The following is a 15,717-nucleotide window of genomic DNA, read 5'->3' as shown; positions in this document are numbered from 1 at the left end:
GAGGGGCTGCTGGCGGGCCGGCAGCGCGGCCATTGTACGTGCGGGCTCCGGCAAGGTCCCGTCATGCGGGCGGCCGGGTGCCTGATACAAAAAAACCCGGAGGACAGTGATGTCTTCCAGGCTTCTTGGTGACCACCGAAGTGGTCGGGGAGACAGGATTCGAACCTGCGACCTCTACGTCCCGAACGTAGCGCTCTACCAGACTGAGCTACACCCCGAAGGGAGCCGCCTATTCTAGCGATTTACCCCGATGGCGGCAAGGGGTAAATGCCGTTTTCTTCACACTACCGAAGCAGTGCCACTTCAGGGAACAAAAAAGCCTGGACGACTTCACCAGGCTTCAATGCGACCACCGAAGTGGTCGGGGAGACAGGATTCGAACCTGCGACCTCTACGTCCCGAACGTAGCGCTCTACCAGACTGAGCTACACCCCGAAGGAGCCGCCTAAGATACCGTGTGAAGGCCAAGGCGGCAAGGTTTTTTTACAGCTCAGCGACGATTTTCTTTCTCGATGCGGTTCTGCTCGCGGGCTTCGAACCACATGCCGTTGAGGATGGCCACCGTCGAGGCGAGGCCGGCGCCGAGAATCCAGGCGAAATACCACATGATCAGTCTCCTTCATTCCGGGTAGGTGCCGACCGTTGGTCGGCACACGTGCAGGCGATCAATACGCGTTCGGGTTGTTGCCCATCTCTTCGGTGGTGGTCTTGCCCTTCAGCACGCGGTACACCCAGGTGGTGTAACCGATGATGATCGGCAGGAACACCGCCGTGGCCAGCAGCATGATCCACAGGGTCAGGTGGCTGGACGAGGCATCCCACACGGTCAGGCTGGAGGTGGGCTGGCTCGAGGACGGCAGCAGGAACGGGAAGATGGCGAAGCCGACGGTCAGGATGATGCCGGCGATGGCCGCGCCGGAGGCGATGAAGGCCAGGCCGCCGCGACGGGCACGCAGCAGCACCGCACTGGCCAGCAGGCCGGCCAGGCCGAGCAGCGGGGCCAGGATCGTGGCCGGCATCGTGCTGTAGTTGCGCATCCAGCCACCGGCGGCGCCGAGTTCGGCGGTCTTCAGCAGCGGATTGGTGGCGCCATCGGTGACCACCTGCGAGGTGATCTGGTAACCCGGCAGGCCGAAGGCCACCCAGGCGCCACCGGCGGCGAACAGCACGAAGGCGATGATCGCGGCGATGCTGCCGAAGCGGGCCGCACGCTCGGCCACCGGGCCATCGGTCTTCAGCACCAGCATGGCGGCACCGTGGGCGACCAGCATCGACACGCTGAGCAGACCGGCCAGCAGCGCGAAGGGCATCAGCAGGCCGAAGAACGAGCCGGTGTAGAAGATGCGCATGCTGTCATCGAAGTGGAACGGCACGCCCAGCACCACGTTGCCCACTGCCACGCCCATGATCAGCGCCGGGATGAAGCCACCGATGAACAGCGCCCAGTCCCAGGTGTTGCGCCAGCGTTCGCTGGGCATCTTGCTGCGGAACTTGAAGCCGACCGGACGCAGGATCAGGGCGAACAGGATCACGAACATCGCCAGGTAGAACCCGGAGAAGCTGACCGCATACAGCGGCGGCCAGGCGGCGAAGATCGCACCGCCACCGAGCACCAGCCATACCTGGTTGCCTTCCCAGACCGGGCCGATGGTGTTGATCACCAGCCGGCGCTCGGCATCGTTGCGGGCGACGAAGGGCAGCAGGGTGCCTACGCCCAGGTCGAAACCATCCATCACGGCGAAACCGATCAGCAGGATGCCGAGCAGCAGCCACCAGATCACGCGCAGCGTGGTGTAGTCCAGAAGAATGAAATCCATCTTGGTTCTCCTGCCTCAGGCCTGGCCGGCGGCCGGCGCCGAGGCATTGTGGGAAGCATGCGGCTGGGGAGACTGCAGCGACGGCAGCACCTCGTCCGGACCCTTGCGGATCGCCTTGAGCATCAGCTTGATCTCGACCACGATCAGCGCGGTGTAGATCGCGGTGAAGCCGGCCAGGGTCAGCACGATTTCATGCAGGGCCAGGCCCGATGCCGCATAGAAGGTCGGCAGCACGCCGTCGACCGCCCACGGCTGGCGACCGTATTCGGCCACGAACCAGCCACATTCGATCGCGATCCACGGTGCCGGCAGCGTCCACAGGGCCAGCTTGAGGAACCAGCGCTTGTCCTGGAAGTTATTGCGGCAGGAGTAGTAGAAGGCCAGCGCGAAGAAGGCGATCAGGTAGAAGCCCAGGCCGGCCATCACGCGGAAGGTCCAGAACAGCGGCATCACGCGCGGCACGGTGTCCATCGCCGCCTGCGAGATTTCCTGCGGGGTGGCGTTGAGGATGTCATCGCGGTAGCGCTTGAGCAGCAGGCCATGGCCCAGGTCCTGCCAATGGCGGTCGAACATCTCGCGCGCCTCAACGTCGTTCTTGTTCGCGCGCAGGCGTTCCAGCGCACCGTAGGCCAGCTGGCCGCCGCGCACGCGGTGTTCGGCGCGCTCGACCAGTTCCAGGATGCCCGGAATCGGCTGGTTCAACGAACGGGTGGCGATCAGGCCCATCAGGTACGGGATCTTCACCGCGTAGTCGTTCTGGTGGGTTTCCTGGTTCGGGATGCCGAAGGCGGTGAAGTCGGCCGGTGCACGCTCGGTCTCCCACATCGCTTCGATCGCGGCCAGCTTCATCTTCTGGTGTTCGCTGGCGGCGTAACCGCTCTCGTCACCCAGCACCACCACCGACAGCGACGACAGCAGGCCGAAGGCTGCGGCTACGGCGAACGAACGGCGGGCCAGGTCCTTGTGCTTGTTGCGCAGCAGGAACAGGGCGCTGATCGCCATCACGAACACCGCACCGGTCACGTAACCGGCGCTGACGGTGTGCACGAACTTGGCCTGCGCCACCGGGTTGAACACCACGGCCATGAAGTCGACGACTTCCATGCGCATGGTTTCCGGGTTGAACACCGCACCGGTCGGGTTCTGCATCCAGCCGTTGGCGATCAGGATCCAGATCGCCGACAGGTTGGTGCCCAGCGCCATCAGCCAGGTCACCATCAGGTGCTTGACCTTGCTCAGGCGGTTCCAGCCGAAGAAGAACAGGCCGACGAAGGTGGCTTCCAGGAAGAACGCCATCAGGCCTTCGATGGCCAGCGGCGCACCGAAGATGTCACCCACGTAGTGGCTGTAATAGGACCAGTTCATGCCGAACTGGAATTCCATGACGATGCCGGTGGCGACGCCCATGGCGAAGTTGATGCCGAACAGGACGCCCCAGAACAGGGTCATCCTGCGCCAGATCTCCTTGCCGGTCATCACGTACACGCTCTCCATGATGGCCACCATGAAGGACAGGCCGAGGGTGAGCGGTACGAATAGGAAGTGGTACATCGCGGTCAGCGCGAATTGCAGCCGCGACAGTTCTACGACTGTCTGATCAATCATGGCCTGGCTACCTCGTGGATAGTGCCGTTGCAGGTGGCGGGAAGGGTGGTCTACGACGTGAATGATGTGACCGACTACTTCAAACAGCCTTGATCCAGATCAATGTATGAACAGGTGCCCCGGTTGATCGTATGCCAACCTGATGAAGACTGCGACCGCCGGCCGCAGGGGCGGGCTATTGCCTGCGCCTACAATGCCGTGTCTCCCCCGTTGCCCGTGAAGACCTCTTGAGCGCTGCCGAAACGACCCCTGACGGCCTGTCCCCGGAAGCTGAAACCGCCCGCCAGCGGCGTGTGCGCACGGCCTGGCTGGCTGATCTGGCACGCTCGGCCCGCGGCCGCCAGCGTCTGGCCGCGCTGTGCATCAGCCTGTCCGGCGCGCTGTTGATCGGCCAGGCCGCCGCCATCGCCTGGCTGGTGCAGCAGGTGCTGGTGGAGCGCGCGCCGCTGTCCTCGGGGCTGCCGGTGCTGGCGGGACTGGCGGTGATCCTGGTGCTGCGGACCTTGCTGGGCAGCGCCACCCAGGCCGCTGCCGGTGACGTGGCCGATGCCGCGCGCCTGGCACTGCGCGAACGCGTGTTCGCGCGCCTGCTGGGCCATGGCCCGCTGTGGCTGCGGCAGCGCCGCACCGGTGAACTGGGCGAACTGATGCTGCATCACGGTGATGCGATCGAGAGTTATTACAGCGGCTTCCTGCCGGTGCGCACCGAAGTGGTGGTGGTGCCGCTGCTGATCCTGGCCGCTGTCGCCTGGGTGGACTGGGTGGTGGCGCTGATCCTGCTGTTCACCGCGCCGCTGGTGCCGTTCTTCATGATGCTGGTGGGCTGGGGCGCCGAAGCCGCCGGGCGCGCGCAGCTGGGTGAACTGGCGCGCATGAGCGGCCATTTCGCCGACCGGATCAAGGGCCTGGGCCTGCTGCGCCTGTATGGACGCGGTGACGCCGAGCTGGAGGGCATCGAGGCCGCCGCCGAAGGCGTGCGCATGCGCACGCTGAAGGTGCTGCGCATCGCGTTCCTGTCGTCCACGGTGCTGGAGTTCTTCGCCTCGGTCAGCGTGGCGATGGTCGCGCTGTACCTGGGCCTGAGCTACCTGGGCATGATGTCGCTGCATGCAGCGGTACCGACGCTGGGTGCGGGCCTGTTCTGCCTGCTGCTGGCGCCGGAGTTCTATGCGCCGCTGCGACGGCTGGCCGCGCACTACCACGATCGTGCCAATGCACTGGCCGCCGCCGCCGAAGTGGAGCGCCTGCTGCAATCGCTGCCGGACGAGCAGGGCCTGATCGAGAACGAGGTTGCACCGCTGGCGGTGGAGCCGGCCGAGGCCGCCCTGCCGCCGCTGCAGGCACAGGGGCTGGTGCTGCGCCCGCTGGGTGCGCCGCAGGACGTGCTGCAGGATCTGGACCTGCTGCTGGAGCCGGGCCAGCGCCTGGCCCTGGTCGGTCCCAGCGGGTCCGGCAAAAGCACGCTGCTGGAGGCGCTGGCCGGCTGGTTGCCGCCGCGTGCCGGCAAGCTGCAGCTGCGGCCCGGCGTGCAGGTGGCCTATGCCAGCCAGCGACCGTACCTGTTCCACGGCAGCATCGCCGACAACCTGCGCCTGGCCGATCCCGGTGCCAGCGATGCGCGGCTGCGCGCGGTGGCCGAGGCCTCGCAGGTCCTGCAGTTTGCCCAGCGCCTGCCGCAGGGGCTGGACACGGTGATCGGCGAGCGCGGCTTCGGCCTGTCCGGTGGCGAAGCCCGCCGCATCGGCCTGGCCCGCCTGTTGCTGCGTGATCCGCAGGTGCTGCTGCTGGACGAGCCCACCGCATTCCTCGATGCCGATACCGAAGCGGCCCTGCTGCGCAGCCTGGCCGCGTATGCACGCGGGCGCAGCGTGGTGGTCGCCACCCACAGCCCGGCGGTGATCGCGTGGGCTGACCGTTGCCTGCTGTTGCCGGAAGGCCGCCTGGTGGAACCGGAACAGGCGGTGCGCGCATGAGCCGTTCGCCTGATTCGCTGCGCGCGGTGTTCCTGCGCCACCGGCCGCGCCTGTTGCTGACCATGCTGCTGCTGTGGACCACGATGCTGGCCGGCACGGCGCTGCTCGGCCTGTCCGGTGGCTTCCTGACCGCTGCCGCGCTGGCCGGTGCGGCCGGCCTGGGACAGGGCTTCAATTTCTTCTCGCCGTCGGCGGGTATCCGCGGCTTGACCATGGCGCGCATCGTGTCGCGTTACTTCGAAAAGCTGGTCGGCCACGATGCCACCCTGCGCATCGCCCGCGACCTGCGCGTGTGGTTCTTCCGCCGCGCGCTGCCATTGGCACCGGCGCGGTTGGGGGCCACGCGTACCGGCGAGCTGCTGGCGCGGCTGCTGGGGGACATCGGCGAAGTGGATGGACTGCTGGTGCGTGCGATCGGGCCGCTGGTGGCGCTGGGTGCGCTGTCACTGGTGGCGGTCGCCTCGGCAGCGCTGATCCTGCCCTCGGCAGCGGTGCTGCTGGCGGTGCTGGCGCTGCTGATCGCCTTCGGCGTGCCGTGGCTGGGCGTGCGTGGCCACGACGATGAAGAGGCGGATCGCGCCGCGCATCGCGCCGCATTGCGTACCGCCGCGTTTGAAGGGCTGGAAGGGGCCGGTGATCTGGCTGCGTTGCATGCCGATGCGGCGTGGCAGCTGAAGGTGCGTGTGGCCGCCAAGCAGCTGGCCTCGCGTGATCGTCGTCGGCGTTGGCGCCTGATCGCGGCCTCGACCCTGCACGGCCTGGTCGCCGGGCTGGGGCTGGTGGCGATGCTGGCGTTGGCGCTGCACGCCGCCGAACAACAGCGCATCGCGCCGGAGATGGCCGCGGGCCTCGTGTTCCTGACCGTGGCGCTGATCGAGCTGTGGGCGGGCATGGGCCTGGCTTGGCAGTCGCTGCAGTCCGGGCGCATTGCGGCCGATCGCCTGCAGGCCATCGTCGAACAACCGCCGACGGTGCAGGATCCGCAGGCGCCGCAGCCGGTGCCGCAGGCGGCGCGCGTGCATTGGGATGACGTGCATTTCCAGTGGCCGGGTGCCGCGCGGCCGGTGCTGTCCGGCCTGCAGCTGACCCTGGCGCCGGGCGAACGCATCGCGATTCGCGGCGACAGCGGCAGTGGCAAGACCACGCTGTCCAGCCTGCTGTTGCGGCTGTGGGATCCGCAGCAGGGGCGAATCACCTATGGTGGCCGCGACCTGCGCGACGTCGCCCAGGCCGAGTGGCACCGCCAGCTGGCCTGGCTGCCGCAGAACGCACCGGTGTTTGCCGGCACGGTGGCCGAGAACCTGCGGCTGGGTGATCCCGACGCCAGCGACGCCGCGTTGTGGGCGGTGCTGCGCCGCGTTCGCCTGGGTGACTGGGCCGAGCACAACGGTGGCCTGCAGGCCTGGGTCGGCGAGAACGGCGCGACGATGTCGGCCGGCCAGGCGCGACGGCTGGCGCTGGCGCGCGCGCTGTTGCGCGATGCGCCGATCCTGCTGCTGGACGAACCGACCGAAGGCCTGGACGTGGATACCGCACGCGCGCTGCTGCAGGACCTTTCCGGATTGCTGGACGGGCGCAGCCTGCTGATGATCACCCACGACGACCTGCCCGACGGCGTGGTCGATGCGCAGTACCGGTTGCGTGATGGGGTGTTGGAGCGCGAAGCGTGAAAACATCCCGGTAGTGCCGGCCGCTGGCCGGCAACCTCATGGCGTTTCACGCGGATACCTGATTGCCGGCAAGCGGCCGGCACTACCGATTGCGAGGGTTACCGCGAAAACTCGCGCAGCATCACCGCGATCGAGGCGACGTTGGCCAGCACGCACAGCCAGAACACCCACTGGAACTCGGCTTTGCGGTGCTTGTGGCGGAACAGCGCCTGGCCCAGCAGCGCGCCGGGCCAACCGCCGGCGAAGGCCAGCAGCTGCAGGGTGCGCTCGGGAATCCGCCATTGCTTTCGCTGTGCCGCGCGCTTGTCGTGGCCATACAGCCCGAACGACACCGCGCTGGCCAGCAGGCACCAGCCACCCAGCCACAGCGGCAGCACACCGCTGATCATCAAGGCGGCCAGCGCGCCGAATGCGGCCACCGCGAGATTACGCCGCCATGCCACTTACAGCGCGTCGAGGAAGCCGCGCACGGCCGGGCCGAAACGCTCGAAATCGACGAGGAAGGCGTCATGGCCCTGCGGCGATTCCAGTCCGACGAAGCGCGCATCGGCACCGCCGGCACGCAGGCCGTCGGCGACCTGTTGCTGCTGCTGCACCGGGAACAGGATGTCGGTGTTGGCGCCGATCGCCAGTGCCTTCTCCACCCGGATCTTCGCCAGCCCGGCCAGCACGTCGCCGTCGGCGTACTCGGCCAGGTCGAACCAGTCCATCGAGCGGCTCAGGTACAGGTAGCAGTTCGGATCGAAGAAGCGCACGAAGCGCCGTGCGTGGCCTTCCAGATAGCTTTCCACCTGGAATTCGAGGCCGAACGGATCGTCGTCGGCCTGGTCCGAATCCAGCCGCACGCGGCCGAAACGGCCATCCCATTCCAGTGCCGAGCGGTAGGTGATCACGCCCAGCTTGCGCGCCATGCGCATGCCGGACTCGGGGTATTCCGCATCGTCGTAGCGACCGCCATTCCAGCGCGGATCGAGGCGGATCGCCTCGCGCTGCAGCGAGCGGATCGCGATCGAGAACGGCAGTGCCTGCGCACTGCCGGAAATGTTGACGTGGCTGCGCGCGATGCCCGGGTGCAGCATCAGTACCGCCAGTGCGGTCATGCCGCCCATTGAATTGCCGACCACGCAGGCCAGCTGTTCGATGCGCAGTGCACGCACGACTTCGATCGCGGCGCGTGCGCCGTCTTCGATCGACAGCTCGGGGAAGTCCAGGCGATAGGGCTCACCGCTCGCCGGGTTGAGCGAAGCGGGGCCGGTCGAGCCCTTGCAGCTGCCCAGCGAGTTCACGCACACCACGAACCAGCGATCGGTATCGATCGGCTTGCCGGGGCCGACCATGCCTTCCCACCAGCCCGGTGCCGGGTTGGCCTCGTTGGCCGCTGCATGCGCGTCCGGCGACAGGCCGGTCACGATCAGGATCGCATTGCTGGCGTCCGCCGCCAGCGTTCCCCAGGTTTCATAGGCCACGCGTGCGCCATGCAGGGCGCCACCGCGCTTGAACGGGAAGGGCGAGGGCAGGGCGTGGAAGCGGGTGCCGGGCGGGATGAATTCGGTCATGCAGTCATTCTAGCGGGGCCGCATGTGGAGCTGGCGACACGCTGGTTTCCATCGGCGATGCACCCGGTAGTGCCGGCCGCTGGCCGGCAACCTCATGAACCGTGATGCGCCCGCGTGGCTGCCGGCCAGCGACCGGCACTACCTGCGGAGCGTCAGGGGAACCGCAGTTCCACCACGCCTTCATGCGGCAGGCTCACCTTCACCGGAACGCTCTGCAGGTCATCTTCGCTGCGGTTGGCGCTTCCGCTGCGCGAGATGCGTGCCAGCACCTCCACTTCGCGATGGGCCGACAGCGGTGCGGTCGGCATCGGGCTGTCACCGTCGCCCAGCCCGACCGTGGCCGGGAAACCGGCCAGGGGCAGCTTGCGTGCGGCCACCGGCATCGGCGGTCCGCCCACGGCGCGGGCCAGTACGAACACCTGGGTGCTGGCGGGCCACTCGGCGTTCTTCAGCGCAGGCAGCTGCACACGCACCTGCAGCAGCGCTGGTGGCGCTGCAGCGGTAGCATCGGGCGCCTGGCCGGCGGCCTCGCGGGCGATGGCGATCTGTGCCTGCAGCGCCTGCGCGGCACCCGGTTCCAGTCGTGGCAACAGGCCGCTCCACACATCCGCGGCCTCGGCATTCTTTCCGCGCTGGCGCAGCGCGATGCCCAGCAGCCAGCTGGCGCGCTCGGCATCGGGTGCCTGCGCACGGGCCTGCTGCAACCAGGCCATCGCGGTGTCATCGAACTGCTTGCCGGCATCGGCCTGCGCGCGCGCCTGCGCGGCTTCCACCAGCACGCCCGGATCGTCCGGTGCCAATGCGGCGGCCCTCGCGAAGGCGTCTGCCGCGGCCGAGACATTGCCCAGTTCGGCCTGCGACCGGCCCAGCAGCGCCCAGCCATCAGCCCGCTGCGGGTCGCGCTTCAGTGCATCCTGCAGGGCCTGCACGCCATCGCGCAGGGTGGCTACCGATGGCGTCGGTTGTACCTGTGCTGCACGCGGATCACCGACCAGCAGATACAGGCAGGCACCGGCCACGCCCAGCGCGAGCACGCCCACCACGAAACTGCGGCGCCCATGCTGGCGCAGTGGCCACAGCACCAGCGCCGCCATCAGCGCGGCCACCAGCCCAGCCAGCATCGGCAGCCAATGGCTCACCATCCGTCTCCCTCATCGGCCTTGCTGGCCGGCACGGCGGCGACCGCGCGGCCACGGCGGCGGACAATGCCCAGTACCACCAGTGCGCCCGCGCCGAGCACCAGCAGCGGGCCGCCCCACAGCAGCCAGGTACCCGGCTGCAACGGCGGCTGGTAGAGCACGAACTCACCGTAGCGGGCGACCAGGAACTGCTTGATCTGCGCGTCGTCGTGGCCCTGCTGCATCAGCTGCAGCACCTCGCGACGCAGGTCCTGGGCGATCTGCGCGTTGGAATCGGCCAGTGACTGGTTCTGGCACTGCACGCAGCGCAGCTGCGCGGCCAGGTCATGGAAGCGACGCTCTTCGGCGCCATCGCGGAACTGCAGGGGCTGCGGATCGTGCAGCGGCTGCTGGGCCAGCACGGCCAGCGGCAGCATCAGGAGCAGCAGCGCCAGCAGCCAGCGCATGGGCTCAGGGCGCCGTATGCAGGGTGTTGCCGGCACTGGCCTGGGCCTTCTCGATCTTCTGCAGCGCCGGGATCAGCTTCTCGTCCACCACGCGCTGGGTCATCGCACCGCTGTACTTCCAGCGCACGATGCCGCTGCCATCGACCAGGAAGGTCTCCGGTGCGGCGGTCACACCCCAGTCGATCGCGGTGCGGCCCTCGACGTCGCTGAGCACCACCATGAACGGGTTGCCCAGCTGTTCCAGCCAGTGCAGCGCGTCGGTCGGGTCGTCCTTCCAGTTGTAGCCGATCACGCGCACGCGCTTGCTCTCGGCGAACCGGGTCAGCACCGGGTGTTCTTCGCGGCAGGCCGCGCACCAGCTGCCCCACACGTTCAGCAGGTAGGGCGCGCCGCGCAGGTCGTCGCTGTGCACGATCATTTCCGGGTCGTGCAGCACCGGCAGCGCGAACGCCGGCGCCGGCTTGTCGATCAGCGCCGACGGCAGCACGTCGCGCTGCGGATCACCCGATTTCATCACCCCGTAGATCATCAGCCCGAGCAGGCCGAAGAAGAACAGCACGCCGATCACGATGGCTACCGGCGGCAGCGGGCGGGAGGGGCGCGGGGCGGGGGACTCGGACATGGGAACTCCTACGGACGACGGAAACGGCGGTCGGCGGCGGTGATGAATCCGCCCAGGGCCATCAGCAGCGCGCCCAGCCAGATCCAGCGCACGAACGGCTTGATGTGCACCCGGACCGCCCATGCATTGTTGCCCAGCGGCTCGCCCAATGCCACGTAGACATCACCATCGAAGCGTGCATCGATGCCGGCCTCGGTCATCACCTGGCCACCGCTGGCGTACTGGCGCTTCTCCGGATGCAGCAGCGCCAGCTCGCGGCCGTTGCGGAACACGCGCAGGTGCCCACGGTCGGCGATGAAATTCGGCCCTTCGCGATGGTCCACGCCCTCGAAGCGCACTTCATGGCGGCCGATCACCAGCTGCTGGCCCGGTGCCAGTGCCACCTCGCGCTGCACGTTCAACGCTTCAACCAGCAGCGCCCCAGCCAGGAACACGGCGATGCCGGCATGGGCGACGATCATGCCGAGCATCTCGGCGGTGAAGCGGCCATTGCCGCGCAGGCGCTGCCAGACGAAGCGCGCGGTACCCAGCCCGACCCAGGCCGCAGCGGCTACGCCGATGCCGGCCTTCCAGCCGTTCTGCGGCGCCTGCCACCACGCCAGCGCGCCCAGCAGCAGCGCCAGCCCCAGCCACGGTGCCAGCAGCGCGAACGCGCGCGAAGGCTGGTCGCGCTGCCACTTCACCAGCGGGCCGAACGGCAGCAGCAGGATCATCGGCGCCATCAGCAGCAGGAACAGGCTGCCGAAGTAGGGCGGTCCGACCGAGATCTTGCCCAGCGACAGCGCATCGGCCAGCAGCGGGTACAGCGTGCCGAGCAGCACCATCGCGCAGGCGGTGGCCAGCAGCAGGTTGTTGGCCAGCAGCAGGGTCTCGCGCGAGGTGGCGGTGAAGCCACGGCGCGGATCGTCGGCGTCCACGCTCAGCTGGCTGGCACGCAACGCGTAAAGCAGCAGGCTGCCGCCCACCAGCACCGACAGGAACACCAGGATGAACAGGCCGCGCGAGGGATCGGCGGCGAACGAATGCACGCTGGTCAGCACGCCGGAGCGCACCAGGAACGTGCCCAGCAGCGACAGCGCGAAGGCGGCGATCGCCAGCAGCAGGGTCCAGCTGCCGAAGGTGCCACGCTTTTCGGTGACGGCCTGCGAATGGATCAGCGCGGCGCCGACCAGCCAGGGCATGAAGCTGGCGTTCTCCACCGGGTCCCAGAACCACCAGCCGCCCCAGCCCAGCTCGTAATAGGCCCACCAGCTGCCCAGCGCGATGCCCAGGGTCAGGAACCCCCAGGCGACGTTGGTCCACGGCCGCGTCCAGCGCAGCCAGCGTGCGTCGACGCGGCCTTCCAGCAGTGCGGCAACCGCGAATGCGAACGGCACCGCGAAGCCGACATAGCCCAGGTACAGCATCGGCGGATGGATGATCAGCCCCGGGTCCTGCAGCAGCGGATTGAGGTCGCGGCCTTCCAGCGGTGCCGGGTTCAGGCGCAGGAACGGGTTGGAGGTGAAGATCAGGAAGGCGAGGAAGCCGACGCTGACCACGCCCATCACCGCCAGTACGCGCGCCTGCACCGGCGCCGGCAGGTGCCGCGAGAACAGCGCCACCGCGCCGGTCCACAGCGCCAGCACCAGCGCCCACATCAGCAGCGAGCCCTCGTGCGCGCCCCAGACCGCCGAGTAGCGGTAGACCATCGGCAGCAGCGAATTGGAGTTCTCGGCCACGTAGCGCACCGAGAAGTCCTGCTGCACGAACGCGGCGGTCAACACCGCGAACGCGCCGGCGACCAGCAGCAGCTGCGCGAACGCGGCTGGTCGTGCCACCGCCATCCACGCGGTGTTGTTGCGCTGCGCGCCGACCAGCGGCAGGCCGGCCTGCAGCAGCGAGGCCAGCAACGCGCACAGCAGCAGGATCTGACCCAGTTCGGGCAACACTCAGCGTACCTCGGGTGCCGTCACCGGCACGTCGTGCTTGCGATGGGCGTCGCCCATCTTGTCGGCCACTTCCTTCGGCACGTACTTCTCATCGTGCTTCGCAAGCACCTCGTCGGCGACGAAGGTGCCGTCCTGCAGTCGGCCACTGGCGACCACCGCCGTGCCCTCGGCGAACATGTCCGGCAGGATCCGCGACGTGGTCACCGCCAGTTGCGCGTCGCCGTCGGTCACTTCAAAGCGTGCCTCCAGCGAGCCGACCGGTCGGTTGAAGGAGCCTTTCACCACCATGCCGCCGAGGCGGAAGCGCGATTGCGCATCGACATCGCCGCGCAGCACTTCCGAAGGCGTGTACAGGTAGGCGATGTTGCGCTCCAGTGCCATCGCCACCAGCGCGGTGGCCAGGCCGGAGGCGAGCAGGGCCAGCAGCACCCACACCAGGCGGCGACGCTGTACCGGGGTCATCGTTCCAGCTCCGTCGACAACGGCGCCGTTGCGTCCTGCCTGCCGGCGCGGGTCTGCTGCCGTTGCTGCCGGGCCAGTGCCAGCCGACGCGCCACGCGCAGGCGCAGCCACGAACCGATGGCATCGGCGCTGAGCACCAGCACGAACACGGCGTAGGCGCCGATCACATAGGGCAGGTGGGTCATGGCTGGGCCTCCCGGGCCGGGCGTTCGGCATCGACGCGACCACCGACCCAGGCCTTGCCGGCCTCGCGGTCGAGATTGTCGGCGCGGGCCTTGGCCAGCACCGAACCGGCGAACCAGAACTTGGTGCCGATCACCATCCACCACAGCGGCGCGATCATCGTGCTGCTGATCGCCGATTCACCGAACACGCTGATCGACTGGCGCTGGTGCAGGCCGCCCCACCAGTCCACCGAGTAGCGGATCACCGGCAGCAGGCTGACGCCGACGATGGCCAGCAGGCCCGCCGCGCGCGCGGCGCTGCGGCGGTCCTCGATGGCGTGGTACAGGCCGATCACGCCCAGGTACAGGAACAGCAGCACCAGCTCGCTGGTCATGCGCGGGTCCCAGTCCCACCAGGTGCCCCAGGTGCCCTTGCCCCAGATGCTGCCGGTCAACAGGGTGATCAGGGTGAAGCCGGCGCCCATCGGCGCACAGGCCATGGCCAGGATCTCGCAGACCTTGATCCGCCAGATCAGCGCGATGGCCGCATACAGCGCCATCAGCGCGAACACGAACAGGCTCATCCAGGCACTGGGCACGTGGATGTAGAGGATGCGGAAGCTGTCCAGCTGCTTGGCTTCCGGCGGCACCACCAGCAGCGCCTGCCACATGCCGACCAGCAGCACCGGCACCGCCGCGAGGTAGAACACCCGCGACCAGCGGGCAGCGAAACGGTCGAACGTGGGGGGCGAACCGAGTTGGTGGAACCAGCGGACAATCGGATTCATGCGTGGCGGCTATCCAGCAGGGGTGGATTGGCTCTCAGCTCGGTCAACTCAGAGAAATACGTATTGCAGCGGCAGTGGCCAGCGGCGCCAGCACCAGCGCGACCAGCAGGCCGGCGCCCAGCATCAGCAGCGCACCGACCGGATCCTGCCCGCGTCCGGCTGCCGCCAGGCTGCCTGCACCGAACACCAGCACCGGCACGTACAGCGGCAACGACAGCAGCGCCACGAGAATACCAGAGCGTCGGATGCCTACGGTCAGCGCGGCGACCACGCCACCGATCAGGCTCAGCAATGGTGTTCCCAGCAGCAACGATGCCAGCAACATCGGCAGCTGGTCATGCGGCAGATGCAGCATTTCGGCCAGCAGCGGGCTGACCACGATCAGCGGCAGCGCAGTGGTGGCCCAATGCAGCAGCACGCGCACCAGCACCAGCCAGGCCAGTGGCACCGGCGCCAGCAGCCATTGTTCCAGCGAGCCGTCCTCGGCGTCGGAACGGAACAGCGAATCCAGCGACAGCTGCCCCGCCAGCAGCACGGCCAGCCACAGCACCGCGCCGGCGGTGGCGGCCAGCAGCTGTGGTTCGCGGCCCTGGGCCAACGCGAACAGCACCACCACCAGCACCGCGAACAGCAGCGGCTGCAGCGCATCGCCGCGGCGGCGCCAGAGCAGGCGCAGGTCGCGCTTGAGCAGGGCGCCCGCGGTCTGCCACAGGCCCGGTTCCGTACCCGGCGCGATCATGCGGCACCGCCGAGGTCGAGCTGGCGGGTGCGCACCGGCGGTGCGGCATAGGCGCCATGGGTGGTGACCAACGCAGCGCCTCCGGCGCGCAGGTGCGCCGAAATCATCCGGTTGACCAGGGTGATGCCATCCAGGTCGAGGTTGGCGTAGGGCTCGTCCAGCAGCCACAGCGGTGCCGGCGACAGCCAGATGCGCGCCAGTGCCAGCCGCCGCTTCTGTCCAGCCGACAGATGCCGTACCAGGGTGTCCTCATAACCGGCCAGGCCGACGATGGCCAGCGCGTTGCCGGGCATCTGCCGCGCACGCCGTCCGTGCAGGCCACACAGGAAATGCAGGTTTTCCAGCGTGCCGAGGTCCGGTTTCAGCGCCGGCAGGTGGCTGAGGTAGGCGACATACCGCGCGCGCTCGGCATTGCTGGCCGGCTTGCCGTCGATCCGCACCTGGCCAGCACCGGGCCGGGCCAGGCCGGCCAGCACGCGCAGCAGGGTGGTCTTGCCGGCGCCATTGCCGCCCTGCACCAGCAGGGCTTCGCCGGCATCCACATGGAAGTCCAGCGGGCCGAACACCGGCTCGTCATTGCGGGAGAAGCTCAGGCCGCTGGCGGCCAGCAATGCAGGGGTGTTCAAGGGGCAAAGGTCTTCATGCCGGAGTGCGGCGGCAATTGTAGCGGTGAATGCCTGCGGTAGTGCCGGCCGCTGGCCGGCAATTCCCCAGGGTGCCAGTCGCGTGGGCCGAGGTAGCCGGCCAGCGGCCGGCACTACCGTCGCGCGGATTGCGTAAACTCGGATCCCTTGTTCCCCCACAGCCC

At 68.4% G+C, this 15,717-nt stretch carries 16 protein-coding genes and 2 tRNA genes; 2 read left to right on the top strand and 16 right to left on the bottom strand.

Going from position 1 to position 15,717, the window contains the following annotated elements:
• Positions 1-141: 141 nt before the first annotated feature.
• The 5 genes from AB1281_RS12645 to AB1281_RS12625 form a co-directional block, all read right to left on the bottom strand.
• Positions 142-218: transfer RNA gene (locus AB1281_RS12645), tRNA-Pro, on the bottom strand.
• Positions 219-358: 140 nt separating this feature from the next.
• Positions 359-435 (bottom strand) — tRNA-Pro (locus tag AB1281_RS12640).
• Positions 436-490: 55 nt separating this feature from the next.
• Positions 491-607: a cytochrome bd-I oxidase subunit CydX gene (gene cydX / locus AB1281_RS12635; RefSeq protein ID WP_005410354.1), complete on the bottom strand. Its 117-nt coding sequence runs from the start codon at positions 605-607 to the stop codon at positions 491-493.
• A 58-nt stretch (positions 608-665) separates the two neighbouring features.
• Positions 666-1,817, bottom strand: coding sequence for a cytochrome d ubiquinol oxidase subunit II (gene cydB / locus AB1281_RS12630; protein ID WP_430346077.1), 1,152 nt, complete (start codon positions 1,815-1,817; stop codon positions 666-668).
• Positions 1,818-1,832: 15 nt separating this feature from the next.
• Positions 1,833-3,422 (bottom strand): cytochrome ubiquinol oxidase subunit I, encoded by a 1,590-nt coding sequence (locus tag AB1281_RS12625; RefSeq protein WP_312718508.1) that lies wholly within the window; start codon positions 3,420-3,422, stop codon positions 1,833-1,835.
• A gap of 227 nt (positions 3,423-3,649) precedes the next feature.
• On the opposite strand from AB1281_RS12625, the gene cydD reads away from it, so the two are divergent.
• A complete protein-coding gene (cydD, locus tag AB1281_RS12620) occupies positions 3,650-5,395 on the top strand; it encodes a thiol reductant ABC exporter subunit CydD (protein ID WP_430346076.1) in 1,746 nt (581 codons plus the stop codon).
• Positions 5,392-7,065, top strand: coding sequence for a thiol reductant ABC exporter subunit CydC (cydC, locus tag AB1281_RS12615; RefSeq protein ID WP_430346075.1), 1,674 nt, complete (start codon positions 5,392-5,394; stop codon positions 7,063-7,065). The genes cydD and cydC overlap by 4 nt, the downstream gene beginning before the upstream one ends.
• 98 nt (positions 7,066-7,163) lie before the next feature.
• Here cydC and AB1281_RS12610 read toward each other — a convergent pair whose 3' ends face one another.
• The 11 genes from AB1281_RS12610 to ccmA all read right to left on the bottom strand — a co-directional run bounded on the left by AB1281_RS12610 (position 7,164) and on the right by ccmA (position 15,667).
• A complete protein-coding gene (locus tag AB1281_RS12610) occupies positions 7,164-7,508 on the bottom strand; it encodes a DUF1294 domain-containing protein (RefSeq protein ID WP_430346074.1) in 345 nt (114 codons plus the stop codon).
• A complete protein-coding gene (metX, locus tag AB1281_RS12605) occupies positions 7,509-8,621 on the bottom strand; it encodes a homoserine O-acetyltransferase MetX (RefSeq protein WP_119006534.1) in 1,113 nt (370 codons plus the stop codon).
• Positions 8,622-8,773: 152 nt separating this feature from the next.
• Positions 8,774-9,763 (bottom strand): tetratricopeptide repeat protein, encoded by a 990-nt coding sequence (locus AB1281_RS12600; protein ID WP_430346073.1) that lies wholly within the window; start codon positions 9,761-9,763, stop codon positions 8,774-8,776.
• Complete coding sequence (locus tag AB1281_RS12595; RefSeq protein ID WP_014037839.1) at positions 9,757-10,206, bottom strand: cytochrome c-type biogenesis protein; 450 nt, start codon at positions 10,204-10,206, stop codon at positions 9,757-9,759. Before AB1281_RS12595 ends, AB1281_RS12600 begins: the two co-directional genes overlap by 7 nt.
• Before the next feature lie 4 nt (positions 10,207-10,210).
• Positions 10,211-10,828, bottom strand: a complete 618-nt coding sequence (locus tag AB1281_RS12590; protein WP_014037838.1) for a DsbE family thiol:disulfide interchange protein — start codon at positions 10,826-10,828, stop codon at positions 10,211-10,213.
• 8 nt (positions 10,829-10,836) lie between these two features.
• Positions 10,837-12,756, bottom strand: a complete 1,920-nt coding sequence (locus AB1281_RS12585) for a heme lyase CcmF/NrfE family subunit (protein ID WP_075677261.1) — start codon at positions 12,754-12,756, stop codon at positions 10,837-10,839.
• A complete protein-coding gene (gene ccmE / locus AB1281_RS12580) occupies positions 12,757-13,218 on the bottom strand; it encodes a cytochrome c maturation protein CcmE (RefSeq protein WP_014647764.1) in 462 nt (153 codons plus the stop codon).
• A complete protein-coding gene (gene ccmD, locus AB1281_RS12575) occupies positions 13,215-13,403 on the bottom strand; it encodes a heme exporter protein CcmD (RefSeq protein WP_075677263.1) in 189 nt (62 codons plus the stop codon). The genes ccmE and ccmD overlap by 4 nt, the downstream gene beginning before the upstream one ends.
• Entirely contained in the window at positions 13,400-14,170 is a 771-nt protein-coding gene (gene ccmC, locus AB1281_RS12570) for a heme ABC transporter permease CcmC (protein ID WP_430344893.1), read from the bottom strand. Before ccmC ends, ccmD begins: the two co-directional genes overlap by 4 nt.
• Positions 14,171-14,213: 43 nt before the next feature.
• Positions 14,214-14,909 (bottom strand): heme exporter protein CcmB, encoded by a 696-nt coding sequence (gene ccmB / locus AB1281_RS12565; protein WP_006456616.1) that lies wholly within the window; start codon positions 14,907-14,909, stop codon positions 14,214-14,216.
• The gene (ccmA, locus tag AB1281_RS12560; RefSeq protein WP_430344892.1) at positions 14,906-15,667 is read right to left on the bottom strand and encodes a heme ABC exporter ATP-binding protein CcmA; all 762 of its coding nucleotides are present in this window, start codon (positions 15,665-15,667) and stop codon (positions 14,906-14,908) included. Before ccmA ends, ccmB begins: the two co-directional genes overlap by 4 nt.
• Positions 15,668-15,717 lie beyond the last annotated feature (50 nt).

Source organism: Stenotrophomonas sp. NRRL B-14846, assembly GCF_050473585.1.
GTDB lineage: Bacteria > Pseudomonadota > Gammaproteobacteria > Xanthomonadales > Xanthomonadaceae > Stenotrophomonas.
Note: the sequence above shows the minus strand (reverse complement) of the source record. Positions and strands in the feature narration are given on the sequence as shown.

Bases quoted from the DNA above. Each gene is read 5' to 3' on its own strand.
- cydC (WP_430346075.1), top strand. From the start codon at position 5,392: ATGAGCCGTTCGCCTGATTCGCTGCGCGCGGTGTTCCTGCGCCACCGG.
- metX (WP_119006534.1), bottom strand. From the start codon at position 8,621: ATGACCGAATTCATCCCGCCCGGCACCCGCTTCCACGCCCTGCCCTCG.
- AB1281_RS12600 (WP_430346073.1), bottom strand. From the start codon at position 9,763: ATGGTGAGCCATTGGCTGCCGATGCTGGCTGGGCTGGTGGCCGCGCTG.
- cydX (WP_005410354.1), bottom strand. From the start codon at position 607: ATGTGGTATTTCGCCTGGATTCTCGGCGCCGGCCTCGCCTCGACGGTG.
- ccmE (WP_014647764.1), bottom strand. From the start codon at position 13,218: ATGACCCCGGTACAGCGTCGCCGCCTGGTGTGGGTGCTGCTGGCCCTG.
- cydB (WP_430346077.1), bottom strand. From the start codon at position 1,817: ATGGATTTCATTCTTCTGGACTACACCACGCTGCGCGTGATCTGGTGG.
- AB1281_RS12590 (WP_014037838.1), bottom strand. From the start codon at position 10,828: ATGTCCGAGTCCCCCGCCCCGCGCCCCTCCCGCCCGCTGCCGCCGGTA.
- AB1281_RS12595 (WP_014037839.1), bottom strand. From the start codon at position 10,206: ATGCGCTGGCTGCTGGCGCTGCTGCTCCTGATGCTGCCGCTGGCCGTG.
- AB1281_RS12625 (WP_312718508.1), bottom strand. From the start codon at position 3,422: ATGATTGATCAGACAGTCGTAGAACTGTCGCGGCTGCAATTCGCGCTG.
- ccmC (WP_430344893.1), bottom strand. From the start codon at position 14,170: ATGAATCCGATTGTCCGCTGGTTCCACCAACTCGGTTCGCCCCCCACG.
- ccmD (WP_075677263.1), bottom strand. From the start codon at position 13,403: ATGACCCACCTGCCCTATGTGATCGGCGCCTACGCCGTGTTCGTGCTG.
- ccmB (WP_006456616.1), bottom strand. From the start codon at position 14,909: ATGATCGCGCCGGGTACGGAACCGGGCCTGTGGCAGACCGCGGGCGCC.